20 protein-coding genes and 2 pseudogenes are annotated in these 25,141 nt (G+C 62.6%); 6 read left to right on the forward strand and 16 right to left on the reverse strand.

Translation table 11 applies throughout. The annotated features are described in order from the left end of the window. Positions 1 to 251 precede the first annotated feature (251 nt). From AC0L3H_RS22240 to AC0L3H_RS22275, 8 genes and pseudogenes are all read right to left on the reverse strand, one after another. On the reverse strand, positions 252 to 1,181 hold the full coding sequence (locus tag AC0L3H_RS22240; protein ID WP_473586906.1) for a cation diffusion facilitator family transporter: 930 nt from the start codon (positions 1,179 to 1,181) through the stop codon (positions 252 to 254). Positions 1,182 to 1,209: 28 nt separating this feature from the next. Further along, a complete protein-coding gene (locus AC0L3H_RS22245) occupies positions 1,210 to 3,399 on the reverse strand; it encodes an anthranilate synthase (protein ID WP_473586907.1) in 2,190 nt (729 codons plus the stop codon). Positions 3,400 to 3,680: 281 nt separating this feature from the next. Further along, positions 3,681 to 4,753, reverse strand: a pseudogene (locus AC0L3H_RS22250) (succinylglutamate desuccinylase/aspartoacylase family protein). A 125-nt stretch (positions 4,754 to 4,878) separates the two neighbouring features. Then, complete coding sequence (locus AC0L3H_RS22255) at positions 4,879 to 6,255, reverse strand: FAD-containing oxidoreductase (RefSeq protein ID WP_473586908.1); 1,377 nt, start codon at positions 6,253 to 6,255, stop codon at positions 4,879 to 4,881. Next, positions 6,252 to 6,713, reverse strand: coding sequence for a DUF4126 domain-containing protein (locus AC0L3H_RS22260; RefSeq protein WP_473586909.1), 462 nt, complete (start codon positions 6,711 to 6,713; stop codon positions 6,252 to 6,254). Before AC0L3H_RS22260 ends, AC0L3H_RS22255 begins: the two co-directional genes overlap by 4 nt. 157 nt (positions 6,714 to 6,870) lie before the next feature. Continuing rightward, positions 6,871 to 7,380, reverse strand: coding sequence for an RES family NAD+ phosphorylase (locus AC0L3H_RS22265; RefSeq protein ID WP_473586910.1), 510 nt, complete (start codon positions 7,378 to 7,380; stop codon positions 6,871 to 6,873). Then, on the reverse strand, positions 7,377 to 7,856 hold the full coding sequence (parS, locus tag AC0L3H_RS22270) for a type II RES/Xre toxin-antitoxin system antitoxin (RefSeq protein WP_473586911.1): 480 nt from the start codon (positions 7,854 to 7,856) through the stop codon (positions 7,377 to 7,379). Before parS ends, AC0L3H_RS22265 begins: the two co-directional genes overlap by 4 nt. Before the next feature lie 321 nt (positions 7,857 to 8,177). Beyond that, complete coding sequence (locus tag AC0L3H_RS22275; protein WP_473586959.1) at positions 8,178 to 9,155, reverse strand: helix-turn-helix domain-containing protein; 978 nt, start codon at positions 9,153 to 9,155, stop codon at positions 8,178 to 8,180. A gap of 123 nt (positions 9,156 to 9,278) precedes the next feature. Between AC0L3H_RS22275 and AC0L3H_RS22280 the strand changes: the two genes are divergently transcribed. Continuing rightward, complete coding sequence (locus AC0L3H_RS22280) at positions 9,279 to 9,926, forward strand: cysteine hydrolase family protein (RefSeq protein WP_473586912.1); 648 nt, start codon at positions 9,279 to 9,281, stop codon at positions 9,924 to 9,926. A 313-nt stretch (positions 9,927 to 10,239) separates the two neighbouring features. Here the strand turns inward: AC0L3H_RS22280 and AC0L3H_RS22285 are convergent, their stop codons facing one another. The 8 genes from AC0L3H_RS22285 to AC0L3H_RS22320 all read right to left on the reverse strand — a co-directional run bounded on the left by AC0L3H_RS22285 (position 10,240) and on the right by AC0L3H_RS22320 (position 20,012). After that, a complete protein-coding gene (locus tag AC0L3H_RS22285; protein WP_254020013.1) occupies positions 10,240 to 11,919 on the reverse strand; it encodes a formate--tetrahydrofolate ligase in 1,680 nt (559 codons plus the stop codon). Between the two features lie 307 nt (positions 11,920 to 12,226). After that, on the reverse strand, positions 12,227 to 12,622 hold the full coding sequence (locus AC0L3H_RS22290; protein WP_473586913.1) for an ester cyclase: 396 nt from the start codon (positions 12,620 to 12,622) through the stop codon (positions 12,227 to 12,229). Positions 12,623 to 12,780: 158 nt separating this feature from the next. Further along, positions 12,781 to 13,923, reverse strand: coding sequence for a DUF2333 family protein (locus AC0L3H_RS22295; protein ID WP_473586914.1), 1,143 nt, complete (start codon positions 13,921 to 13,923; stop codon positions 12,781 to 12,783). Positions 13,924 to 13,973: 50 nt separating this feature from the next. Then, a complete protein-coding gene (locus AC0L3H_RS22300) occupies positions 13,974 to 15,272 on the reverse strand; it encodes a DUF6638 family protein (protein ID WP_473586915.1) in 1,299 nt (432 codons plus the stop codon). Between the two features lie 67 nt (positions 15,273 to 15,339). Continuing rightward, positions 15,340 to 15,750: an endonuclease domain-containing protein gene (locus tag AC0L3H_RS22305; RefSeq protein ID WP_287220098.1), complete on the reverse strand. Its 411-nt coding sequence runs from the start codon at positions 15,748 to 15,750 to the stop codon at positions 15,340 to 15,342. Positions 15,751 to 15,813: 63 nt separating this feature from the next. After that, complete coding sequence (locus AC0L3H_RS22310) at positions 15,814 to 17,724, reverse strand: AAA family ATPase (RefSeq protein WP_473586916.1); 1,911 nt, start codon at positions 17,722 to 17,724, stop codon at positions 15,814 to 15,816. Positions 17,725 to 17,748: 24 nt separating this feature from the next. Then, positions 17,749 to 18,894: a hypothetical protein gene (locus AC0L3H_RS22315; RefSeq protein ID WP_473586917.1), complete on the reverse strand. Its 1,146-nt coding sequence runs from the start codon at positions 18,892 to 18,894 to the stop codon at positions 17,749 to 17,751. A 29-nt stretch (positions 18,895 to 18,923) separates the two neighbouring features. Continuing rightward, on the reverse strand, positions 18,924 to 20,012 hold the full coding sequence (locus tag AC0L3H_RS22320) for a hypothetical protein (RefSeq protein WP_473586918.1): 1,089 nt from the start codon (positions 20,010 to 20,012) through the stop codon (positions 18,924 to 18,926). 645 nt (positions 20,013 to 20,657) lie between these two features. Between AC0L3H_RS22320 and AC0L3H_RS22325 the strand changes: the two genes are divergently transcribed. The 5 genes and pseudogenes from AC0L3H_RS22325 (at position 20,658) to AC0L3H_RS22345 (ending at position 25,141) form a co-directional block, all read left to right on the forward strand. After that, positions 20,658 to 21,605: a choline ABC transporter substrate-binding protein gene (locus AC0L3H_RS22325; protein WP_473586919.1), complete on the forward strand. Its 948-nt coding sequence runs from the start codon at positions 20,658 to 20,660 to the stop codon at positions 21,603 to 21,605. Positions 21,606 to 21,766: 161 nt separating this feature from the next. Beyond that, a complete protein-coding gene (choW, locus tag AC0L3H_RS22330) occupies positions 21,767 to 22,621 on the forward strand; it encodes a choline ABC transporter permease subunit (protein ID WP_023799956.1) in 855 nt (284 codons plus the stop codon). Then, positions 22,618 to 23,799 carry a choline ABC transporter ATP-binding protein gene (gene choV, locus AC0L3H_RS22335; RefSeq protein ID WP_473494943.1) on the forward strand — a complete coding sequence of 394 codons (1,182 nt, stop codon included), beginning with the start codon at positions 22,618 to 22,620 and terminating at the stop codon, positions 23,797 to 23,799. The genes choW and choV overlap by 4 nt, the downstream gene beginning before the upstream one ends. A gap of 194 nt (positions 23,800 to 23,993) precedes the next feature. Further along, positions 23,994 to 24,299 carry an ATP-dependent Clp protease adapter ClpS gene (gene clpS, locus AC0L3H_RS22340; RefSeq protein WP_023799954.1) on the forward strand — a complete coding sequence of 102 codons (306 nt, stop codon included), beginning with the start codon at positions 23,994 to 23,996 and terminating at the stop codon, positions 24,297 to 24,299. A 195-nt stretch (positions 24,300 to 24,494) separates the two neighbouring features. Continuing rightward, positions 24,495 to 25,141 (forward strand): annotated as a pseudogene (locus tag AC0L3H_RS22345) (VOC family protein).

The raw sequence follows: 25,141 nt of genomic DNA on the forward strand, positions 1-25,141 counted from the left end.
CCCCCCCTCTGTCCTGCCCTCCTTTGCCCCCACTTGGCATCTCCCCCGCAAGGGGGGAGATCGGCAGCTTCATTTGGCGGCTCTAAATTTCCAACGCTCAAGACTAGCGAAGGCGGGGATGACGACCAATCTCCCCCCTTGCGGGGGAGATGTCCGGCAGGACAGAGGGGGGTGCTGTCCCGCGACCTAGAGGTTCTGCACCGGCTCGACGTTTTTGATGTCATGGCAGGGAAGCCGGCGTCTCTCAGGCCTCACGCGAACGGCACGGCGGTCGTGCCCCTGGGCAGTTTTGCCTCGTCGTCGGGCTCGACATGGATGGTGACGCGCACCGAAGGGATTTCCGCCTTCAGCGCATCCTCGATGCGGTCGCAGATGACGTGGCTGGCGCCCACCGACATGTCGGCGTCGACGACCAGGTGGAACTCGATGAAGGTGGCGCGGCCGGCAATCCGCGTCTTCAGATCGTGGACTTCCAGCGCGCCCTTGCAATTGGCCGAGATGATGTCGCGGATGCGCATGTGCTCCTGCGTGTCGACGGCGCGGTCCATCAGACCGTTCATCGACGAGCCGATGACGTGCCAGCCCTGCCACAGGATGTTCAGCGCAACGATGACGGCAAGAGCGGGATCGAGGACTTGCCAGCCGGTCAGCACGGCGCCGACCACACCCATGAACACGCCGACCGAGGTCGCCACGTCGGTCATGATGTGCCTGCCGTCGGCGACCAGTGCCGGTGATTTTTCGGCACGGCCGGCACGGATCAGCGTCATGGCCCAGAAGGCGTTGATCACCGTCGCGACGCCGTTGACGGCGAGGCCGGTCCAGGGCTGTTCGAGCGGAACGGGATGCCGCAGGGACCACCACACTTCGTTGAGGATCAGCAGGGCTGCCAGCACGATCAGCACGCCTTCCAAAACAGCCGAGAAATACTCGGCCTTGTGATGACCGAACGGATGATCCTGGTCGGCCGGCTTGTGGCTGACCTGGATCGCCCAGTAGGTGGCGGCAGAGGCAATGACGTTGACGATCGATTCGAGCGCGTCCGAATACAGCGCCACGGAGCCGGTGAGATACCAGGCCGCCAGCTTCAGGCCGAGCACGACGAAGGCGATGATGATCGACCAGAAGGCGAGGCTGGCGACCTTGCGCTTGGCGGCGTTTTTCGAATCAATAGCGGTCATCGATTGCTTCCGGCCGCCGAAACCGGAGCTAGGCCGCCTTTTCTTTGGCCTTGCGCGGCAGATGCGCAACGATGTTCTCGATGATGCGCATGCCGGCATTGTGGCCGAGCGTCATGATCGATTCCGGGTGGAACTGCACTGCGGCGATCGGCTCCTTGCTGTGCTCGAAGGCCATGATGACGCCTTCTTCCGTCTCGGCGGTGACGACGAAGCCGTCGGGCAGGCGGACCGGATCGGCGAAGATCGAGTGATAGCGGCCGACCGTCACCTCCTTGGGCAGGCCGGAAAAGATGATACCCGGCTTCGACACGCGGATACGCGACGGTTTGCCATGCATCGGCACGTGCAGCTGCCGCAGCTCTCCGCCATAGGCCTCGGCCAGCGCCTGCAAGCCGAGGCAGACGCCGAAGATCGGCAGGTCGCGCGCGCGGGCCCGCTTGATGGTGGCGGCGCAGTCAAAATCCTTCGGCGTGCCGGGACCGGGCGACAGCACGACCAGGTTGGGTTTCAGCCGGTCGAAGACCTCGTCCGGCACAGGCGTGCGCACGGTCGAGACGTTGGCGCCGGTCTGGCGGAAATAATTGGCCAGCGTGTGGACGAAGGAGTCCTCGTGGTCGACCAGCAGGATGTTGACGCCGTCGCCGACGCGCGCGGTGGCGCGTTCGGTGTCGGCGGCATTACCTGATTTGGCGTCGCGAATGGCGGAGATCATGGCGGATGCCTTCAGTTCGGTTTCGGCTTCTTCTTCCTCGGGAATGCTGTCGAAGAGCAGCGTGGCGCCGGCGCGCACCTCGGCGATGCCGTCCTTGATGCGGATGGTGCGAAGCGTCATGCCGGTGTTCATGTCACCGTTGAAATTGACCATGCCGATCGCCCCGCCATACCAGGCGCGCGGGCTCTTCTCGTTCTGCTCGATGAAGCGCATCGCCCATAATTTCGGCGCGCCGGTGACGGTGACCGCCCAGGCATGCGACAAGAACGCGTCGAAGGCGTCCATGCCTTCGCGCAGCCGCCCCTCGATATGGTCGACGGTGTGGATCAGCCGTGAATACATCTCGATCTGGCGGCGGCCGATGACGCGCACCGAGCCCGGGTCGCAGACCCTCGACTTGTCATTGCGGTCGACGTCCGAGCACATGGTCAGCTCGGATTCGTCCTTCTTCGAATTGAGCAGTTTCAGGATCTGCTCGCTATCGGAAATGGCGTCGCCGCCGCGCTTGATCGTGCCGGAGATCGGGCAGGTCTCGACACGGCGGCCGTTGACGCGTACGAACATCTCGGGCGAGGCGCCGACCAAATATTCGCCTTCGCCGAGATTGATGAAGAAGGAATAGGGCGAGGGATTGATGGCCTTCAGCTTGCGGGAGATCTCGGAGGGCGGCGTCTCGCAGCGCTCGTAGAACATCTGGCCGGGCACCACCTCGAACAGATCGCCGCGCTTGAAAGATTGCATCGCCTTGCGCACCAGATTGGCATATTCGCCGGGCTCATGGTCGCCGCGCGGCGGGATGCGGTCGGCGGTCCTGAACGGCTCGACGATTTCGTCGCGCGGCAATCCCTGCGTCGAAAACCCATCGCTGGAATAGTCGTAGCGGTCGGTCCAGGCCTTTGTCGAATAGTGGTCGACGACCAAAATCTCGTCGGGCAGGAACAGCACGAGGTCGCGCTGGCCTTGCTGGCGCTCGAGCTTGTAGTCGACCGGATCGAACTGGAAGGCGAGATCGTAGCCGAAGGCGCCGTAGAGACCGAGATTGGCGTCTTCCTCTGTCTTGAACAGAGCGGTGATGGCGCGCAGCACGGTGAAGTCGGAGGGAACGCGGCTGCGTTCTTCCTCGGTGAAGACACGGCCTGGCTTGGCCACGTCGAGGCGGATCAGTCGCTTCGACGCCTCGGCGATCGTCACCTCGTCAAGGCCGCCGAGCGCCTTGCCGACCACCGGCAGAAGCATCTCGCCACGGCTGTTCAGCGCCTCGATGCGCATGGCGCGGCCACGCGCCGAGATCACCAGCGGCGGGTCGATGATGGCGGTGTCCCAGCGCGTATAGCGGCCGGGATATTCGTAATTCGAGGAAAACACGGCGCCACGGCGTGAATTCAACCCGTCGACATAGGCGTCGATCGCGCCTTGGTAAGGCCGGTCATGGCGCTCGCGGGTAATCGTCACGCCACCCGCCGTGACGAAGCGCTCCGCCCCGTTCTCCAGAATTTTCGTCGTCATTGCCGTCTCCATCAGCGTCTTGGTAATTCAGCGTCTTGGGGCAACGGACCCGGGGCATGGCTTTGAAAAACAAATGGCCGCCCGGACATTCCGTTGCGGCCACCTTCCATTTTTCACGCGCACGCGTTCGAACAGGCCGCTGTCAGCGAGCCCACCACCAAACGGTCTTGATCGAGCGCATGTTCATGGCGATTCCAATAGCGGCGATTGCACGGCCGCGCAACTGGATTCAATGAGGGGCCTGGAGAAGGGGAAGGGGGAGGGCGTGGAGAATGAGCCGCTCAATCCTCCAGCGTTCCCGACCGTGCATCGGCGCTTTTGCTGTCGCCGACCAGTTTTAGCAGATCTTCGCCGGCGCGGATGATGCGGCGGGAACGCCGTGTCAGGATGATGCCCGCCTGCGGCGCGAACAGCTGGGTGCGGCCGCCGGCTTCACCCGGCGCATGGACGATGGTGGCGAGCAGCGCGCCTTTGCCACACGGTCGCCGGGCTTCACGTCGTAGAGGACCGCGCCCGCCCGCGGCGCCGGCATCATGTCGATGTTTTCGAGCGGCGCGACGAAACCGGTGAAAGAATTGGGCCCGGTGAAGCCGCCGGACGTGGACAGGGCCTGGTCCAGGATCACGCCGCGCGCCACCAGCAGCCGATAGAGCCCTTCGGCATCGGCGCCGGCCAGAGCGCCGTCGACATCGAGAATGCCGCGATACTCGACCGTGGTGGCGACGCGCCGGTCGAACCGCGCCACCTCGGCAGGGAGGTTCAGATACGGCGTGATCGAGGCGCCTTCGAAGGTGCCGTCGGTGTCCTCGTCCCACAGGACCACCGCATCGACGCCCATGGCCGCAGCACAATCCGCCATGGTCGGCCACAGGCTGGTGTGGACATAGAGGTAGGCAAGGCCCTCGTCGTCGCAGTGCAGGTCGAGCACGATGTCGTGGCCGATCGACAGCTGCAGCAGCCGGCTCTTCAGCCGCTGATCGGCAGTGCCAAGCGTGGTGTCGGGCAACAATTTTACGTCAGGCGCGGCCAGCAGCGGAAAGCCGCGGTTGAAGTTGGTGCGCGTGCCCAGGTGAAAACGGCCCTGGTGCTCGCCGAAATGATACTGGGCGCGGCCGATCGGATTGGCTTGCGGCACGATGGTGATATTGCCCTTGATGCGGCCTTCGGCTTCGGCCTTTTCAAGCATCGGCATCAGCGCGTCGATGGCGACGACCCCCGGCAGTTCGCCGGCATGTAGTGCGGCCTGCAGATAGGCCGAGGATGCCGCCATATCCGTTCCCTCGAAGCGGAAGACCGGGAATTCGTAGGAAACGCCCTCGCTGTCGCCGGCAATGCGCTCGATCGATTTCTGCATGATATTCCTCCAGGAAAACACATGCCCTTTCGTCGATACGCTGTCGATTGGTCCAGCTTTTCACGTTATGGGCGCAAGGGTCTCCCCGGCCGGGCGCGGACATACCGGTCCAACGCCTGCCCGGCCTACGCCAGCGGCTTCAACTCCTGGGCGATCGTCGGCAGAAGTTCCGAGACATTCGGGTGGATGTGCATGGCCCGCGCGAGCGTGCTGACCGGCGCCTTGGCGTACATCAGATCGAGCACGCAGTGTATCGCCTCGTCGCCGCCGGGGCCGAGCACCGAGCAGCCGAGGATTTCGTTGGTGTCGGCATCGGCCAGGATCTTCATGAAACCTTGCGTCTCGCCTTTCTCGACGGCGCGGCCGACGCGGGTCATCGGCCGCTGGCCGACCAGCGCGCGGCGGCCGGACTTTCTGACCGCTGCCTCGGTCATGCCGCAGCGGCCGAGCGGCGGGTCGGTATAGAGCGCATAGGCCTCGATGCGGTCGCTCACCCTGCGCGGGTCGTTGTCGAGCAGATTGGCGGCGACGATCTCGTAGTCATTGTAGGAGGTGTGGGTGAAGGCGCCCTTGCCGTTGCAGTCGCCCATCGCCCAGATGCCGGGCACGCTGGTGCGCAGCTGGTCGTCGACGACAATGAAGCCGCGTTTGTCGACCTCGACGCCGGCCTTGTCGAGGCCGAGATCGTCGGTGTTGGGCGTCCGGCCTACTGCCAGCAGCACATGCGAGCCGACAGAGGGCGCCTTGCCGGCGATGAAAGTCACGGCGATGTCGCTGCCCTGCCTGGCGAAGCCGATGTCGCCGGCGCCGAGATGAACCGTGATGCCTTCGTTTTCGAGGATGGACAGGATGGCGGCCGAGACATCCTCGTCCTCGCGGCCGATCAGCCGCGGGCTCTTTTCAATCACCGTGACCTGTGAACCGAAACGGCGAAACATCTGCGCGAATTCGAGCGAGACGTAGCTGCCGCCGACGACGACGAGGTGGCGCGGCAGCACGTCGAGATCCATCATCGACGAGTTGGTCAGGAACGAAATGTCGTCGACGCCCGGCAGATCAGGCACGGAGGCACGGCCGCCGGTGTTGATAAATATTTTTTCGGCGCTCAGCAGGTCGTCGCCGACGCGCACGGTGTTGGCCGTCTCGAAGCGGGCATGGCCGCGATAAAGCGTGCATCCGTCCATGCCGGCAATCCAGCTTTCGAGGTTGCCGCGCGCGTCGTCCGACACCTTGTCCTTTCGCGCCTTGATCGCCGTGTAATCGACGCCGACCGGACCGGAGAGCGTCACGCCGTAGTCGGCGGCGCGGCGGGCGAGATGCGCGGCATAGGCGCTGGCGACCATGGCCTTGGTCGGCATGCAGCCGGTGTTGACGCAGGTGCCGCCGACCAGCTTTCGCTCGATCAGCGCCACGCTCATGCCGGCCGCCGTCAGCCGGCCGGCGAGCGGCGGGCCGGCCTGGCCGGCGCCGATGATGATGGCGTCGAATGACTTTGCCGTCATGCCACGGCCGCCACGATCAACAGGCCACTGAGGATCGCCACCGCGTCCTCGACGAGGGCGGCGGGCTGGTCCTTGCCGAAAGCCAGCGCCAGGCATTTGCGCAGCTCGGCGCCGCCCAGCGTGCCGATAACCGCGCCGATGGCGCCGGCGATCAGGCCGCCGACGGTGGCGCCGCCGGTCGCGCCGATCACCGCGCCGGTGAAGGCGCCGACAGCGATGCGCGCGCCAAACTGCAGCGGCACCTTGCGGCTCGGCGTCGACGGCAACTGGTCGGTGACCAGTTCGGCAATGGCCAGGATGGTGAAGATGCCGACGGCGATCCAGTGGCCCATGAAGCTGGCCCAGGTTCCGGCGACCGGCAGCCAGCCAAGCCAGGCGCCCCAGGCGACGGCGGCGGGCGCGGTCATGGCGCGAAGGCCGGCAACGACGCCGATCAGAAGTGCAAGGATGTACAGCATGATTGACCCCTCGATCACACGGCCTGGGGACAGCCCAGCCGGGGCAGGCTAGCATAGGTTCGGCATTTGACCAGAGGCCTGCGATCTCTGACGTTATACGATTTTCATGGAAACGATATTGAAACAGCAGGGTAGCGAAGCAGCGAGAGAAGCACGGTCATTTAGCAGGAGGCGGATGCAATCGCGTATCGAGCGCAAAGGCTTCCTGGGTCCTCAGGGCATAGGCGCCCTTCGCGGCGCTCGCCTCGAAAATCAGATTCCAGCTATTCTGGGATACTGCGCTCGGAATCACCACGAACCGGTGCCGTTTGAGAAGATCGTCGCCGAATGCCTGCTGCCCAGAGCTCGGAATGCCCGGACGCAGCCAATTAGGGTTCGGAACGGCGGCAGGGTCGACGATATGCACATCCGTGACATCGCTGACTATCGCCGCCGTCATCACATGCGCGATCGTGTCGAGCGCCCTAAAACCTTTGTGGACTGCGACCTCGAGAATCGCCGTCGAAGGATCGATTGAGCAGTAGACTGCGCGCACGCCCCTGCTGTTCCATCGTCCGCCGACCCTGTATGCGCCCTCGCCACTGTCCCATGTGGGCGCAAACGCAGCCTGATCGAGACGCCAGCCAACGAGGTCGGAGCCGCCAAGTGCGGCCGGCAGCGGCGTCATGCATAAACGCCGTATTCAAGCCGCTCAAGATAGTCTTGCACAAGCTCGACACCGGCCGGGGTTGCCAGAAGATCGATGGGACGGCACTGGTCGAGCCCGATCGCCGGGCGCTCCAGCCATTGCTCGGCTTCCGCCTGTGAACCGAACACGTCGGTCGCTTTCGACAGGATCTCGGCGAATTTCCAGGTTCGTCCGCTCTGGTCCTGGCTGAGTGGCTTGGAGGGGGCGTCCTTACGACGCTGGTAGGTGCGCAAGCTCATGCCGACGGCCTTCTCGAGCGAATCAGTCTTCTGGATAAAGACGAGTTGCCCAAGCAGATGGTCCAGCGCCGAACCTGGCAGGCCGTGAACAAGCAACTCATGGGCGTCCAATGCGCTCCGGAGATGCCGCGACAGGATGCGGGCGCCACCGAGCAATCTGGCCACCTTCTGCAGTTCATTGTTTCTTGGCGCCGCAGGTGTTTTTTTCGATGCCATCGCCACGGGCTCGCCTCCTAACGTCAACTGTCGCTTCAATATATGACAGGTGACGCGACGCTTTCAAGGGCGAGCAGGATCGAGAGCAGAGATAATGCTTCAGGTTTGCGCTGCCCCTCATTGCCCTGCCGGGCATTTCTCCCCGTATAGTGACGGGGAGAAAGATGCCGTCATCGGCGATTTCGCAAATCACCAGCGCTGCAGAAAGGGTACCGAGGTTGCGGCCAGCCCCTTCTCCCCGTCGCAATACGGGGAGAAGATGCCGCCAGGCAGATGAGGGGCAGCGCCGACATCGACGGTGATTTCCAACATGAGTTGGAGCTATCTTGCCACGCTCTCCTGTGCGTTCTTCGAGAATTCGCGGCGGTACTGCGCGGGCGTGGTTCTGAGCCGCGCCGAAAAATGCTGGCGCAGCGAGGTGGCGCTGCCGAAGCCGGCCTCGAAGGCAACCGTGTCCATTGATTTTTCCGTTGCTTCCAGCAGCCGCTGCGCCAGCGCGACGCGCTGATCGGTCAGCCAGTCGCCGAAGCTGGTGCCGATTGTTTTCTGGAAGCGGCGCGTGAAGGTCCGGCGGGTGAGGCCGGCGGAAGCGGCGACACTGTCCAGGCTGTGCGTCGCGTGCAACGTCTTGCGCACGGTGTCGATGGCGTGGGTGAAGCGGTCGGCATTTTCGGTCCTGGCGATCGGACGTTCTATGAACTGCGCCTGCCCGCCCTGCCGATGAGGAGAAAGCACGATCTGCCGGGCAAGCCGGAGTGCCGCCTCCGCGCCATAGCGAGCCCGTATGATGTGGAGACAGCAGTCGAGCCCGGCGGCGACACCGGCCGATGTCACGACATCGCCGTTGTCGATATAGAGCACCTCCGGCTCGACGAGAACGTCGGGATAGAGGGCCTGCAGCTGGTCGGAAAAAGCCCAGTGCGTCGCGGCTCGCCGCCCCGAAAGCAGGCCGGTCGCCGCAACAGCGAACGTTCCCAGGCACAGTCCGACAATCAGCGCGCCGCGCCGGTGCGCGCGACGCAGCGCCTCGATCAGTGCCGCCGGCGGTGGGACTTCGAGGTTCTTCCAGCTGGGCACGATGACGATGTCGGCGTCATCAAGCGCGGAAAGCCCGTGCGGGACGCTGATGGTCAGCCCCGCATCGGTGCGGATCGGCCCGTCCTCAATCGCGCAGACCCGGAACTCGAAGCGCGGCAGGTCGAGTGCGGCGCGATCCTCTGCGAATACAAGGCACGGGACAGAGAGGTGGAACGGGCTGATGCCATCGAAGGCGATGGCGGCAACGATCGGATCTGCCATGATGAGCACCATGAGAATTTCCCGAATGTCCCAATTCTTTCTAACAATGTCAATCGGGACACTTTTGCGGCCTGATGCCGAGTCTATCCTCGACCATCAATGTCAACGGGAAAGGAAAGCCCCATGTCGGACTCAGCCAAAGGCAAAGCGCCGCGCCGTGCCCTCATCGTCGTCGACGTTCAGAACGACTATGACGGCGGCAATCTCGCCATCAAGCACCCGCCCTTCCGCGACACCGTCGCCAATGTGGCGCGCGCCATGGACGCGGCCGCCGAGGCAGGCGTCAAGGTGGTGGTCGTCAAGCAGTTGGCGCCTGAAACGTCACCGGTCTTCGCCAAGGGCAGCCATGGCGCCGAATTGCATCCCGAGATCGCGAGGCGAAACCGTGACCACACCATCGAAAAGACCTTGCCAAGCGCCTTCACCGGCACCGACCTCGAGGAATGGCTGCGCGCCAACGCTATCGATACGATTACGGTCATCGGCTACATGACGCATAATTGCGATCTGTCGACGGTCATCCATGCCGTCCATATGGGCTTTGCCGTCGAGTTCCTGTCGGATGCAACGGGGTCGCTGCCCTATGCCAACAGCGCCGGCTACGCCTCGGCCGAGGACATCCATCGCGTGGTGACTGTCGTCCTGCAGTCGCGCTTCGCCGCCGTTCTCAAGACCGCCGAATGGATCGACTGCCTGAAGACCGGCGTGCTGCCCGAGCGCGATAATCCCTACGCCTCCAACCAGCGCGCGCTGGCGCGGAGCGCCGCTTAGGCGAACTTAGATGTTCAGGCGTCTCCCGCGTTCCTTAAGTAAGGACAATTGTTGAAATCAGCGCCGCCCCTCATTGCCCTGCCGGGCATTTCTCCCCGTATAGTGACGGGGAGAAAGATGCCGTCATCGCCGATTCGCCAATCTTCAGCGTTGCAGAATGCGTGCCGAGGTTGCGGCCAGCCCCTTCTCCCCGTTCACGGGGAGAAGATGCCGGCAGGCAGATGAGGGGCGGCGCCGACATTGAGAATTGGTCGACGCGCTGGTCGATCAGCCAGTCGCCGAAGCTAAGGCAAGGGTGAGGGGCAGCGAGCCCTCAGAACAGGCCTTCGATCTGGCCCATCTCGTTGAGGAATATCTTCTCCGAGGACGGCGCCTTGGGCAGGCCTGGCATGGTCATGACCTCGCCGCAGATGACGACGATGAAGCCGGCGCCGGCAGACAGCCTGACCTCGCGCACCGGCACAGTGTGGCCGGTCGGCGCGCCGCGCAGGTTCGGATCGGTCGAGAACGAATACTGCGTCTTGGCCATGCAAACCGGCAAATTGCCGTAGCCGGCGTGCTCCCAGGCGTGGAGCTGGTCGCGCACCGACTTGTCGGCGATCGCTTCGGATCCGCGATAGATGCGCTGGACGATGGTGTTGATCTTCTCGAACAGCGGCATGGCGTCGGGATAGAGCGGCGCAAACTGCGAGGAGCCGGATTCGGCCAGCGTCACCACCTTGTTGGCGAGTTCCTCGATGCCGGCCGAGCCGTGGGCCCAGTGCTTGCACAGGATCGCCTCTTCGCCCATCGAGGCGACGTAGTCCTTCATCGCCCTGATTTCAGCATCGGTATCGGAATAGAAATGGTTGATGGCGACCACCGCAGGCACGCCGAACTGCCTGACATTCTCGATGTGACGGCCGAGATTGGCGCAGCCCTTCTTGACCGCCTCGACGTTCTCCTTGCCGAGGTCTTCCTTCTTGACGCCGCCATTCATCTTCATGGCGCGCACGGTGGCGACGATGACCGTGGCCGCCGGCTTCAGGCCGGCCTTGCGGCACTTGATGTCGAAGAACTTTTCGGCACCGAGATCGGCGCCGAAACCGGCTTCGGTGACGACATAGTCGGCAAGTTTTAGCGCCGTCGTGGTGGCGACGACCGAGTTGCAGCCGTGCGCGATGTTGGCGAAGGGGCCGCCATGGACGAAGGCCGGGTTGTTCTCCAGCGTCTGCACGAGGTTGGGCTGCATGGCGTCCTTGAGCAGCACGGCCATGGCGCCGTCGGCCTTGAGGTCGCGGGCATAGACGGCCGACTTGTCGCGGCGATAGGCGACGATGATGTCGCCGAGGCGCTTTTCCAAATCCTTCAGGTCGGTGGCGAGGCACAGGATCGCCATGACCTCCGAGGCGACGGTGATGTCAAAGCCGGCCTCGCGCGGAAAACCGTTGGCGACGCCGCCGAGCGAGCAAATGATCTCGCGCAGTGCGCGGTCGTTCATGTCCATGACGCGGCGCCAGACGACGCGGCGGATGTCGATGCCGAGTTCGTTGCCCCAGTAGATGTGGTTGTCGATCAGCGCCGAAAGCAGATTATGCGCCGTGGTGATGGCATGGAAATCGCCGGTGAAGTGGAGGTTCATGTCCTCCATCGGTACGACCTGCGCATAGCCGCCGCCGGCAGCGCCGCCCTTGACGCCGAAATTCGGCCCGAGCGAGGCCTCGCGGATGCAGACGATGGCCTTCTTGCCGATGCGGTTGAGACCGTCGCCGAGGCCCACCGTCGTCGTCGTCTTGCCTTCGCCGGCCGGCGTCGGGTTGATGGCGGTGACGAGGATCAGCTTGCCGTCCTTGTTTGCCTTCACCGACTTGATGAACTCGGCCGAGATCTTCGCCTTGTCGTGGCCGTAAGGCAAAAGATGCTCGCTTGGAATGCCGATCTTCTGGCCGATCGCCTGGATCTGCTTCTTGTCGGCGGCGCGCGCGATCTCGATGTCGGACTTCACTTCGGCCATGGCGGCTTTCCTCTGGATTGGACGGTGGAGGGGACGAGTTTGATCAGTGTGGTCGCAAGCCTGTTCGGAACAGCCTGGCGCTGCAGGCGAGGGCACGTTCTAGCCCTGTCGCTGCCGTGGCGTCAACTTGCATGCAACTATGTTTCCTCTAGAGAAAGACGGCTCCTGGTCGACCTGACCCGGATCTTCGCGGGTTGTCGCGCCGTATAGAAGCCAGAGCACGCGCCGTCCTGCCGTCTCAAAACAGCCGCGGAATGCACGGAATGCGACAGGGTCCGAGCGCCGGTCGGCGCTTCGAGCGGTCTCGCTAGAATGCGCCGATCTGGTGCATCAGCCCCAAGCCGTCAAGCTGGCCGAAATGTTCGACCACGATGCCGTTCTCAAGCCGATCAATGTTAATCGCACCAACCGAGACGCAGTTTCCGCTCGGTGCGACGCCGTGGAAGATGCCGGTGTGCGTGCCCTGAAAGCGACCGCGCGTGACCACCTTGTCGGCATCGCTGACAAAGTCGTCGATGACGTGATGGCCGTCCGGGAAACCAACAAAGAATTCGGTCAGGGATTTTCGCCAGTCATCAAAGCCGATCGGATTGGCGCTGGCGAGGTGAACGGCGAGATCCGGAGAGACCAGACCGGCCAGTCTATCCCAGTCCCGCGCATCGATCGTGGCATAGAGATTTCGAGCAATTTCCCGGATATCCATCGCGTGTCCTCGCTGGCTGCCGCCCACGGTTGAACGACGACGAGACGATCAGGTTCCGCTCCTCGCAATGCGCAGCCGAACTGCCGCGTCAGCACGTTGCCGATCCCGACGGGGCCAGCGGTGATTCAAGCCAAGGTGTCTTTCACCAATCGCTTGCTTCACCGATCCAGGACAGACCTGACCTCGACGAGGTTCGATCGAACCCTAAGCACATAGAAACCCATCGTGGTGAGGTGGGTGGGCATGATCCAGCCATCCTCGCGGCCGTTGGAGATTATCAGAGGCTGGATGGCGAGCGCTGCCTTGAGCTGGCCTTCCACGCTGTTCCACAGCGGCGTGAGGCCGCGATTGTCGAGGATCTGCTGAAAATCGTGATGCGCCGCCGTCAGGATGCCATAATAGCCGTAGAGCTGGCCGTAGGCGAACCAGAAGCGGTCGTCAGCGCGCGTGTCGAACCAGCCGCTGTTGAAGTTCTGCGAACGGTCACGGATCAGGTCCGACGTCGAGCCTATGTCACTCGCGATCCGATCGACGAACTGCAACAGATTGTCGGCGCGCGCGTTGAAGACAACCTCGCATTTCATGAGCCGGTCGTTGAAGGCGCGAAGGCTGCTCGCCGCCGTGCGATAAAAACTCGGCGTCGGGGTTTTCGGACCAAAGGGCCTGAGGCCGAAGTACCAGGTTTCCTCGTCGAAGGTGATCGCGCCGCGCGCATCCTGCAGGTTCTGGTCGATCTGGCTGGTGCCGCGGACGCGGCCCAGCGTGTCGACAAGCTCGACCGTGGTGCGCCGGATGGCCTGATTGACCCCGCGCTGGAAGGAGGCCTTGTTGTCGAGAAACGGCGTGCGGTCCCAGTCCATGCCGAAGAGCCCGAGCTTGTAGAGTATCATCGACGAGATCCAGGCATTCTCGTTGACGTTGAAATCGATGAGATCGGCCGTAACCTGGACAATGGCCGAGTTGGTGCAGGTCTTGACCTCTCCCTCGACGCCAGCGGTTTCTCCGGTGGCGGAAGGAGCGGGCTGTGCCGGCGTGGTTCCGGCCGGCTGCGTGAACCTATATGCTTCCGCATAGGCGGGATTGAAATTGCTCCAGACCTGCGTGTTCCAGATGAAATAGCCGTAGAGGCCGATCAGCATGAGCAGAGCGAGGCCGAGCACCGCCTTCAGGATCCAGCCGCGCTGCGTATACCAGCGCCCGGCCCACAGGAACGGCCACAGGATCACGCCGACGGCGAAGCCGATGCCGCGGCCGATCCACTGGAACATCCGTGTGAAAAAGTTCACGATCGGATCAAGCATGGCGATGTCACCCCTCGTCAGTCAGCCAAGTATTCGATAAGGTTAGGCATTCAATCGGTAAGGCCGTAGAGGCGTGTGCGAAACGCCACCTTGTCTTTCAGATATGTGGTTTTCAGAACGTCCACAACATGCGATCGCCGAGCGTCGCTGAAGCCGTCATAGTCCCTGTAAAAACCCGGTTTGTTGAAGACGTAGCGCGAGACGAAGTCCTGCGGCACGAAATCCGAGATCAACTGGTTGGTCAGCCAGGCGTCGGGATGTCCGGGCTTGGCCCGGATCGTCAGGAAACGCTGCTGCGGGAACACGTCGTCGATCTTGAGATAGCCGAGGCGAGCGATCTCGCGCTTGGCGGCGTTGAGAAAGGGAAAATTTCCGTCCCTGGTGATCAGGTCGGCATGGCTGTGGATCCAGGTCTGCAGCCAGACCTTGTCGACGTCGGTCAGGTTGCGGTCGGGCTCGGCGTCGCGGATCAGCGCCCGCACCACCATTTCGGCGCGGTGCTCGAGATAGCCTGATGTTTCGATCCACGAGGCCCGCGGCAGTTCGATGCGGCCGGTCGCGGCAAGGAACTTGAACACCCTGTCGGCATCATTGATCGAGAGGTAGCTCACCTGCCACGGCCGCGAGCGGCGGAAGCCGGGTGCTGCCGGGTCGCTGATCATCGTCGTCATGTCGGGGTCGATGAACACATAGAGCCCGCCGAAATGGCTGGTCCAATAGGCGCTGTGGCGAAAGATCACCTGATCCGGCACCAGCGCGTTCTCGCGGATGTCGCCGCAGATCTTGGCCAGCTCGACCATGCGGGTGAGCATGGCGCTGTCGCGCCAGGCGTCCGGCTCCTGCTTCAACCGGTCGACGAGCTTGCCGAGTTCGGCGGCTTTGCCGAGCACGTCCTCCGCCGACAGCACCTTGAACTCGACTTGGTTGATCGACAGCAGGTCCTCGATGTCGTCGACCTTGGGGACCGAATCCTCGATCTCGCCGTAGATGACATCCTTGATGGTCAGCGCGTCGATGGCGCGCTGGTTCGTCGACATGAACTCGAACATCAGCTGCGAGGTGTTGGAAAAGGCGGTGTGGACCACCGGCAGGTCGACCTGCGACGGCGTCAGGAGGATGAAGCGGCGATTGATCTCGTTGGGATCGAGGTAGCTGTAGTCGCCGCATTCCTCGGCCACTTGCGGCGAGAAGCCGGTGCGGTCGATCTCGAAGCTCTTCAGCTTCGTCGGCTTCAGGCCGAAGGCGACCAAAGCCTTGTTGTAGCGCTGGATCAGATGTGGCTCGTCGATGGTCAGCAGCCGGCCATAGATCAGCTCGTTCTCGCGCAAAAGGTCGGACTTCCTGGCCATTATTCCTTCTCCCCGTTCACGGGGAGAAGGTGCCCGAAGGGCGGATGAGGGGCAGTGCAAGCGCTCATCATCTTTTCTCCGAAGTTGCCGAAGGCAGAAATTTTGCGTCGACAGCTATCATCTTCTCATCCAGTCGACCGTCCAGGACCGCTACGATCGTATCCAACACGCTTTTGCGGCTCGCTAGGACATCAGCGTGCCACACCCGCAGCACCGACCAGCCGTTCCGATTCATCGTTTCATCCCTGTATCGATCCTGGGAACGATTTGCATGCTGGCTCCCATCGACCTCCACGACCAGATTGGCCTCTCGGCAGGCAAAGTCTGCGAAATACGGACCGATCGGCAACTGGCGAACAAATTTGTACCCGTTCAACCGTCGTCCGCGCAGTTCGCTCCAAAGTTTATCTTCGGCGTCGTTTTCGACCTTCCGCAGTTGCCGGGCTCTCGCCACTTTCGGTTCGTTTCCACCACGCATTGCGCTGCCCCTCATCCGCCCTTCGGGCACCTTCTCCCCGTGAACGGGGAGAAGGAAAAGGGCTCACGCATTCCACAGGCCCTTCTTCTTCAGCTCCTCGATCTCGCGGACCGCGCGGTCGCGCAGGCGGGTGTCGCGGATCAACTTGGTCACTGCGGCGTCGTCTGACTTGTCGGAATAGCGGAACTCCGAGTCGGCGTAGCGGTTGACCTCCTGCATGACCATGTCCATCGAGAACGGGCCGCGCAGTTCCTCGATCATCGCCTTCTTGTCGTCGTAGCTCTTGTGCATGAAGACTTCAGGCTTCTCGAACCATTCGTCCGGCAACTCGAGGTCCATGGCGCGCATCTTGATCGCATCGGTGACATTCTTGATGGCGCGGCCGGTGAAGCGCGGCTCGGCCTCCTTGATCATGTGCAGATAGGTGCCGATGTCGGCCATCGACTTCGGCGCGCCGTTCTCCTTCATGTAGCGCTCATAGACCTTCATCAGCCCGTCTTCCCTGGGCTTCTCGTGCTCTTCATAGGCCTCCATCACCGCGCGCTGGATTTCTTGGGCGGCATAGAGCTTGTGGTCGCCGAGCGGGATCTTGTGGTTTTTCCCCGCGAGCAGCACGAAGATGTCGATATAGTCGTCGCGCGTTTGGGGTCCATCGACCAGCCAGCGAGCGCCGGCGCGCTGGCGCAGCGCGTCGTCGACGTTTTCGGGATAGTTGGAGAACATGCCGAAGGAGCAGTTGCCGCGCACCACCGTGGCCGCACCCCCGAATGCGTCCATCAGGACGCCGGTGATTTCCTGCTGGCCGGCCGAGGCGCGATCGTCGGAGCGGCGGGCCGCCACCTGGTCGATATCGTCGATGGTGCCGAAGCCGATGACGCGCGGGTTCAGCACATTGTTGATGAACTGGCGGCAGTTCTGGCCCGACTTGCCCTGGTAGGAGGAGATCTGGTCGACGCCGAAATTCTCGTAGGCGAAGGGATAGCCGGCGACCTGGCAGTAGCCGTTGACGAGACCGGCGATCATCTGGATCAGCGTCGTCTTGCCGGTGCCGGGCGCGCCGTCACCGATGAAGGTGAACAGGAAGCCGCCGAGCTCGACGAACGGGTTCAGCTCGCGCTCGAAATCGTATGCCATCAGCATCTTGGCGAGCTTGACCGACTGGTATTTGGCGATGTGGTTGCCGACGACCTCTTCCGGCTTCTTGAAGGTCATCACCAGCGGCTTCGACCGCTTGCCCGGCGCGACGTCGAAGCCGTCGAGGGTGAAGTCGTCGACGTCGATGCGGATATGCGCATTCTCAAACGGACCAATGCCGTCGAAGCGGCCCTTTCGCGCCAAAAGCCCGTCGATGACGACACGGGCGAATGCGCGCGCCGGGGTCATCAGCTCGGCGTCGTCCTTCGCACCTGCTATCGCCCTGTCGAGGCCGGCCACGATCGATTTCACCGCGTCCTGCGGCGTGTCGAACAAAAAGTCCGGCTCGGGCGTGTCGTTCGGCGCCTCGCCATCGCTGTCGATCAGCTGGAACAGATAGGAGGCAAGGCTGAAGGCCGAAATATAGGCCGAGGCCGACAGCAGCTTCTTGAAGGCGGCGGCCTCGTCGCCTTCGAGCGGCGCGCGGGCGTTTTTCGCCTTCAGGCTCTCGAGATCTGAGCCTTCGGCGAAGACATCTGATATGGCCAGCGCGATCGCCAGCCCGCGCCGGGTGCGATAAAGCAGCATGTGCTGTGCAATGCTCAGCAGCTGGTCGTCGGGATGGACGGCGGCGACGGTCTTGGAAAGCTCGACCTCGCGGGTGCGGCGCACCGAGCCGACCGAGACGGTCGAGACGAAGCGGCGGTTGGTGCCGGCCAGTGCGGTACCGGATTCCCGCGACGGGTCCTCCAGCACGACAATGCGGGTGATGAAGCTCTGCGCGGTGGCGCGGTGCTTTTCGATTGCCGCTTCCGAAATCGTGGTCAGGCCGGTGTCCATGAAGGATGCTCCGCGGTTTGACTGTCAGACGTCACTGATGACCTGTCCTTTGGACAGGATGTGGACCTTGTAGCCGGAAAAGATCTTCTGCGCCTCGCCGGCGGCGTAAAGCGCCTGATAGGCCTCATGCGGGATCAGCGCGTGCTTCTCGTAGCTCGACACGCCTTGTCGCGCCGCCTCCAGATCGTCGGTGTCGATGAAGAATTCCTGCGTCGCCTTCTCGCTCGAAAACAACCCCTTGCGACCTGGCTTTTCGGATTTCGAATAAACCTCCTGGATGGTCCAGGTCAGCAGCCAGGCGTTTTCCGGCTTGCGCACCTTGTCCAGAATGTCGGTCACCGTCGAATTGTTGTCGGTGATCCCGGCCGAATAGAAAGGCCCGAGCACGACGCGGCGCAGCTGCTTGGGGTGGAGTTGCTCGAAATCCTTGTCGAGGTTGACCGCGATCGTAGCCGGCGACAGCGTATAGGCGGAGTTCTTCTCGGTGAAGTCGTCGAAGCGGTGGGCAAGCTCGGGATTGAGCAGTCCTTCAACCGGAAGCGGAATGTCGACCTTTTCGTTGAGCTTGCCATTGCGGTCGACAAGCTGCCCGATCATCTCTTCGGAGGAATCCTCGACCGTCACCATGTAGACCAGCGGCAGGTTCGCGCTGCCGTCGAAGGCTGCCCAATGGACGAGGTAGTAAGGCCGCCTGGTCTTCGGATTGACCGAGACTTTTGCCGTCTGCGCCAAGGTGAACGGCCCGAAGGTCGTCTCGCTCCTGACGCCTTCCAGATAAAGCCGCTCGGCCATCGACTTCTGCAGCGCCTCGGGGAATTCCTTGTGGCGCAGGATGAAGTCGGCCACTTCCTCGCGCAACTCGTCGGCCAGCGGTATGTTGGCGAGACGCGTATCGGCCTGGCGGCGGTCGTTTTCCAGTTCGAGCACGTTCTGGAAGACCGGAAAGCCGCTTTCGGCACGCGAGATGCGGAATGTCTCCATGAAGCCCAGCCGGTTGCGCCAGCAGGAAAACGAGTTGTCGAGCCGCGCAATGTTTTCGGCGACGATCTTGGCGACGATGCCGTGCCGGTAGAGCGGCGAGCGATCGTCGCGCATGAACACTTCGAGGCCGCTGAGTGCCGCGGTGATCGCCGAGAAATAACGCGTTGCCGCTTCGTTTTCGGGGGTCATGCAGCCAGCCCTTGGGAGATATGCAGCAATTACGACTGCACGTAGGTTGCCGCATTGTGCTTTTTCAGCACGTCGTCGAAGCGGCGGGCAAAGGCATCGTCGGCCAGCTTCTTGCGGCGCTGGATGTCGGCGGTCGCCACCATGTTCTTCTCGTGCATTTCGAGGAGATCGCCAATGTGCTTCTGCGAGGCCGCGCCGATGCCGGCCATGGTTTCCTCGGCGGTGTTGTCGACCTGGCTGCCCAGCGTGTTGATCTTGTGGGCGACGTCCTGCTGGGCGGCGGTCTTCAGCGAATCTTCCAGGGCCTTGTAGAGCACGATGCGCTGCTCGGTATCGATGGTCAGCTTGTTGATCAGCGTCGACTGCGCCGCGATCTGGTTGTTGAGCGAATCGACGAAGGTCTGGAACATCGAGGTGTAGCGCTCCAGCGTCTGGCTTTCGGCCAGCAGTTCCTGCTCCTTGGCCTGCTTCTCGTTGTACTCGGTTGCCAGTTTCGAACGCTCGCCCTCAAGCTCGGTGCGCTCCTTCTGGCTGGTCGAGGCGGCGATCTTGTTCTCGATGTCGAGCAGCATCGGATTGAGCTCCTCGATGCGCTTTTGCACGGTCTCGAGATTCGACATGGTTGCCTTGCGACGCTCGATCACCTGCGACAGGCTGGCCTCGGAGGTCTTGTAACGCTGGTCGAGGATCTGCTTCTGCGCCTTGAGGATGCCGACGATGGTGTCGGATTTCGCCAAAAGCTCCTGCAGATTGCCGGCCAGCGACATGTTGCGGACGCGGTCGGTGCGCATGCGCTGCTTGCTCTGGTCGGAAAATATGCCGACGAAGCTTTCCCAGCCGGTGTAGTTCTTCATGCTCTCGAATTCGGCGCCGAAGACGTTGGTGGCGTCCTCCAGCCCGATGATCAGGTCGGCGATGTTGCCTTCCATCACCTTCTGCTGCTTCAGTACATCCTCGATGCGGGCGTTCTCGAGGTCGAAATTGGCGTCGCCGATCTTCCTGTCGGTCTTGGCAAGCGTGTCGAGCACGGCGCCGGACTGCTCGATCTTGGTGCGCATGTCCTGCACGACCTGATTGGTCTTGGCAATTTCGGCATCGAAATTCTGCAATGTCGCCATAGGAGCCTCCCGCTTCGGCAATTGTTCGTGTCGCGAACGCCGCGAATATATGTATGGCAAGGGGGGAAGGAAAGGCGGAAGATTAGGGCTGATAGGGCGCCGAAAAAGTAAAATAAAAGAAAGCCCGTCTCGGGCCTGCCTTCAACCGCTGGTGATTGGCGAAAGCCGAAGCGACATCCGATCTCCCCCCTTGCGGGGGAGATGTCCGGCAGGACAGAGGGGGGTGGGAAGGATCGCCCAACGTCTGCTTCAGCCAATTCCAACTGAAATCAGCCTGAGGGCCTGGCTGCGATTGATTGACAGCCCGGAGGGACAGCACCCCCCTCTGCCCTACCGGGCATCTCCCCCGCAAGGGGGGAGATCGGCAGCTTCGCCGACGGCGCTTACCAAGCCGCCCTTTTAAGCCGAGTTGTCCCGACGCGGGGAGGGGGCGTCCCGACGTTCCACCGGAAAAGCGCCTGGCCACCGGAAAAGTGCCTGGCCACCGGAAAAGCGGCGAACCTGTCGCTGGTCGGGCAGCCCGCGCCGTTGCTCGCAATCGTCTTATCGCTTGAAACCGCACCAGAATGGTGTTTGGCTGACGAAACAAGGCGGAGACAAAACCGCAATTTCGCTTCGCCGACAGATCACAATGGGAGAATACAGATGTCGTGTATGAAACTACTTGCCGCCGGCTTCGGTCTGGCGGCATTTCTTTCGGCGAGCGGTGCACTCGCCGCCGAGCCGGAAAGCTGCAAGCCGGTGCGTTTTGCCGATGTCGGCTGGACCGACATCACCGCCACCACCGCTACCGCCAGCGTCATCCTCGAAGCGCTCGGCTACGAGCCCGACGTGCAGGTGCTGTCGGTTCCGGTCACCTACACCTCGCTGAAGAACAAGGACGTCGACGTCTTCCTCGGCAATTGGATGCCGACCATGGAAGCCGACATAAAACCCTATCTCGAAGACAAGTCGGTCGAGACGGTCGTGACCAACCTGGAAGGCGCGAAATATACGCTCGCCGTTCCACAGCACACCTATGATGCCGGTCTGAAGGATTTCGCCGATATCGCCAAATTCAAGGACAAGCTCGACGGCAAGATTTACGGCATCGAAGCCGGCAATGACGGCAACCGCCTGATCCTCGACATGATCGCCGCCGACAAGTTCGGCCTGAAGGATTTCGAGCTTGTTGAAAGCTCCGAGGCCGGCATGCTGTCGGCGGTGCAGAAAGCGGCCGCATCGGGCGAAGACGTGGTCTTCCTCGGCTGGGAGCCGCATCCGATGAACGCCAACATCAAGATGGCCTATCTGTCGGGTGGCGACGAGGTGTTCGGCCCGAATTTCGGCGGCGCGACCGTCGCCACCAATGTCCGGGCCGGCTACACCACCGAATGCCCGAACGTCGGCGCACTGCTCAAGAACATGGTGTTCTCGCTCAAGATGGAAAACGAGATCATGGGTGCGATCCTCAATGACGGCGCCGACCCGAAAGCCGCGGCCACCGAATGGCTCAAGGCCAATCCGGACGCGATGACGCCATGGCTCGCCGGCGTGACGACCTTCGACGGCGGCGACGCCGCGGCCGCGGTGAAAACCGCACTGGGTTCGTAGCAAACTTACACCTCCCCCGTGTGGGGAGGTTCGGCGCGGCACGCGCCGCGGTTGGGATGGTTCGGAACGGAGCATAACCGTGACCATCCCACCCGGCTCGGCTGCGCGGTTCGGCCCACTCCGTCAGGGGAGAGGTGAAGAAGAATGAGGGGACATTTGCCATGGATCCGGTTTCGCAACTGATTTCGAGCTTCAAGATCCCGATCGGGCGGTGGGGCAAGACCTTCTTCGACTTTCTGACCACCAATTTCGAGTGGTTTTTCGACAGTATCGCCGACGGGCTCACCGTCGTTCTCGACGGGCTCGTCGATCTTTTGCTGCTCGTCCCCCCGGTCCTCCTGGTCGCCGCCATAGCCGGGCTTGCCTGGTACCTGCAGAAATCATGGAAGCTGGCGCTTGCTGTCGCGCTCGGCCTGCTCTTCATCGTCAACCAGGATCTCTGGCAGGAAACCGTCGAGACGCTGGTGTTGGTCGTGGGTGCCGCTGCGGCCTCGATGGCCATCGGCGTGCCGATCGGCATCTGGGCGGCGCATAACGAGCGCGGCTACCGCTATCTCCAGCCGGTCCTGGACCTGATGCAGACCATGCCGACCTTCGTCTACCTGATCCCGGTGCTCATTCTCTTCGGCCTCGGCATCGCACCCGGCCTCATCGTCACCGTCATCTTCGCGGCTCCCGCGCCGATCCGCCTGACGCATCTCGGCATCACCTCGGTGCCGAAACCGATGATCGAGGCCGGCGAAGCCTTCGGCGCGACGAAACGCCAGCTGCTGTGGAAAGTCGAGCTGCCGGCGGCGCTGCCGACCATCATGGCGGGCCTGACGCAGTGCATCATGCTTTGCCTCTCCATGGTGGTGATCGCTGCGCTCATCGGCGCCAACGGCCTGGGCAAGCCGGTGGTGCGCGCACTGAACTCGGTCAACATCCCGCTCGGCCTCGAAGCCGGCCTCGCCATCGTCGTGCTCGCCATCATCCTCGACCGCATCAGCCGCATCGGCACGGGAGCCGCCAAATGAGCGCTGCGGTCGATTTCAAGAATGTCGACATCGTCTTCGGCGCGGCGCGCAAGGAGGCGCTGGCGCTCGTCGACAGCGGCGCGACGCGTCAGGAAATCCTGGAGAAGACCGGCGCCGTGCTCGGCTGCGCCGGTGCCAATTTGACCGTCAACGAGGGCGAGATTTCCGTCCTGATGGGCCTCTCCGGCTCCGGCAAATCGACGCTGCTGCGCGCCGTCAACCTGCTCAACGTGCCGGCGCGCGGCAACGTCATGGTCAAGGACGGCGACCGCATGGTCGATGTCGCGGCCTGCGACGCCGCCACGCTGCGCCACATCAGACAGACGCGGGTCGCCATGGTGTTTCAGCAGTTCGGCCTTCTGCCCTGGCGCACCGTCGCGGAAAATGTCGGCTTTGGGCTCGAGCTTTCCGGCGTGCCTGAAGCCGAGCGCAAGGCGCGCGTCGACCGCCAGTTGAAGCTCGTCGGGCTCGACCAGTGGGCGTCGAAATACGCCCACGAGCTTTCCGGCGGCATGCAGCAGCGCGTCGGGCTGGCGCGCGCGTTTGCCACCGAAGCGCCGATCCTGCTGATGGACGAGCCGTTCTCGGCGCTCGACCCGCTGATCCGGACCAAGCTGCAGGACGAATTGCTGCAGCTTCAGGCCGAGCTGAAGAAGACCATCGTCTTCGTCAGCCACGATCTCGAGGAGGCGCTGAAGATCGGCAGCCACATCACCATCATGGAAGGCGGGCGCATCGTGCAGACCGGGGCGCCGGAAGACATCGTGCTGCGTCCCGCCAACGACTATGTCCGCGACTTCATCGCCAATGTGAACCCCCTCTCGGTGCTGACTGCCTGGAACGTGATGCGCGACCGCCGTGATCTCGACCACGGCGAGGACGGCTGGGTGTGGCTCGACCGCCGCAAGACGACGCGTTTCAAGATCGACGAGCACGGGCTGGTGGCAGCGGCCGAGCGCGACGGCAAGCCGGCGTTCTGGGTGTCGTGCGCCGATGTCGAGGCGCAGCCGGAGGAGACGACGCAGGTATTCTGGGCCAATCCCGGCACCTCGCTGAAGACGGTGATGCTGGCCATGCACCGCTCGCAGACCGCACCGGTGGCGCTGTTCGACGACCAGTCGCGCTTCGTCGGCGCCATCGGCATCAGGGATGTGTTGTCGGCGGTGTTGCGGCGGTAGCTATTTCTAAACGAAACGGCCCGTATCGTTTCTTCGCGGTCTCTGCGCGGCTTAGCGGCGGTCCCACATAAGGCATGGACTTGTGAACGGCGGCGCCCCGCCAGGAAGGCGGTTTGCGGGCGGTTCAAAATGGACGATTGCTTTCGTTCATGTCAGAATAAAAGCGAAATTCTTGCGCGCAGTTGCCGGTTCCGATGCCTGAGATCGTCACCAAACCCCGCACCAAGACGAAGCCGAAGATCGAACGGCCGAAGCTCTACAAGGTCATCCTCCTCAATGACGATTTCACGCCGCGCGAGTTCGTGGTGACGGTGCTCAAGGGCGAGTTCAAGCTGAGCGAGGACCAGGCTCGGCGGGTGATGATCACCGCGCACCAGCGCGGCGTCTGCGTCGTCGCCGTCTTCACCAGGGACGTCGCCGAGACCAAGGCGACACGGGCGACCGATGCCGGCAAGGCCAAGGGCTACCCGCTGATGTTCACGACGGAACCGGAGGAGTAGCGCCGGCTTCCCCCCTCCCCTTGCTGCGGGAGAAGGTGGATTGGCGCGCAGCGCCAAGACGGTTGAGGGTACTGGACGGAGTGCGGTAATTGACAACTGCTCATCGCCGAGGCACGGTTCGCAGCGCTGCGTAGGGCGCATCGGTGTAACGTCGAAAGGGCAATGCCCGCCTATACTGTGACCACAGTTGCGCCTATGCCGAATCTCGAAAACCTCAAAAAGCAGGCCAAGCAATATTGCGGTGGCACCGCGAACGGTACTATCCGGTCGCAGCCGAGATCAGAGCTGCGTTGCCACGCTTCCAGCATCTCGATGACAATCAGGTACTGGAAGCAAATTTCAAGCTCAGCGACGCGCAGGAACTGATCGCGCGTCAATTGGGGTTCGAGGGATGGCAGGCGCTCAAGACAGGAGCCCCAGCCATGACAGATCAGAAAAAACAGACCGTACCTGCACCCGTTCTGAGTTCAACCTCAGCGCAGTTGTTCGTCACCGACATCAAAGCGTCGTTCGAATTCTTCACCACCAAGCTCGGCTTCGGAGTCGACTTTGTTTACGGCGACCCGGCATTTTACGGACAGGTGACACGTGACAATGCGCAACTCGCGCTGAGGTTGGTTTGCGAACCTGTGTTCGTTGGCGATATACGGCAACGTGAACACCTGCTCTCCGCCGGGATCACAGTCGATACTGCAGACGAGATTAAACAGCTCTTTCTGAATTTTCAGGCTGCAGGGGTGCCCTTTCACCAAGCCCTCAGGAAAGAACCCTGGGGTGCCAGAAACTTCATTGTTCTGGATCCAGACGGAAATCTCATTTTGTTTGCTGGCCCGGGCGACTGA

Source organism: Mesorhizobium sp. WSM4816, assembly GCF_055811535.1.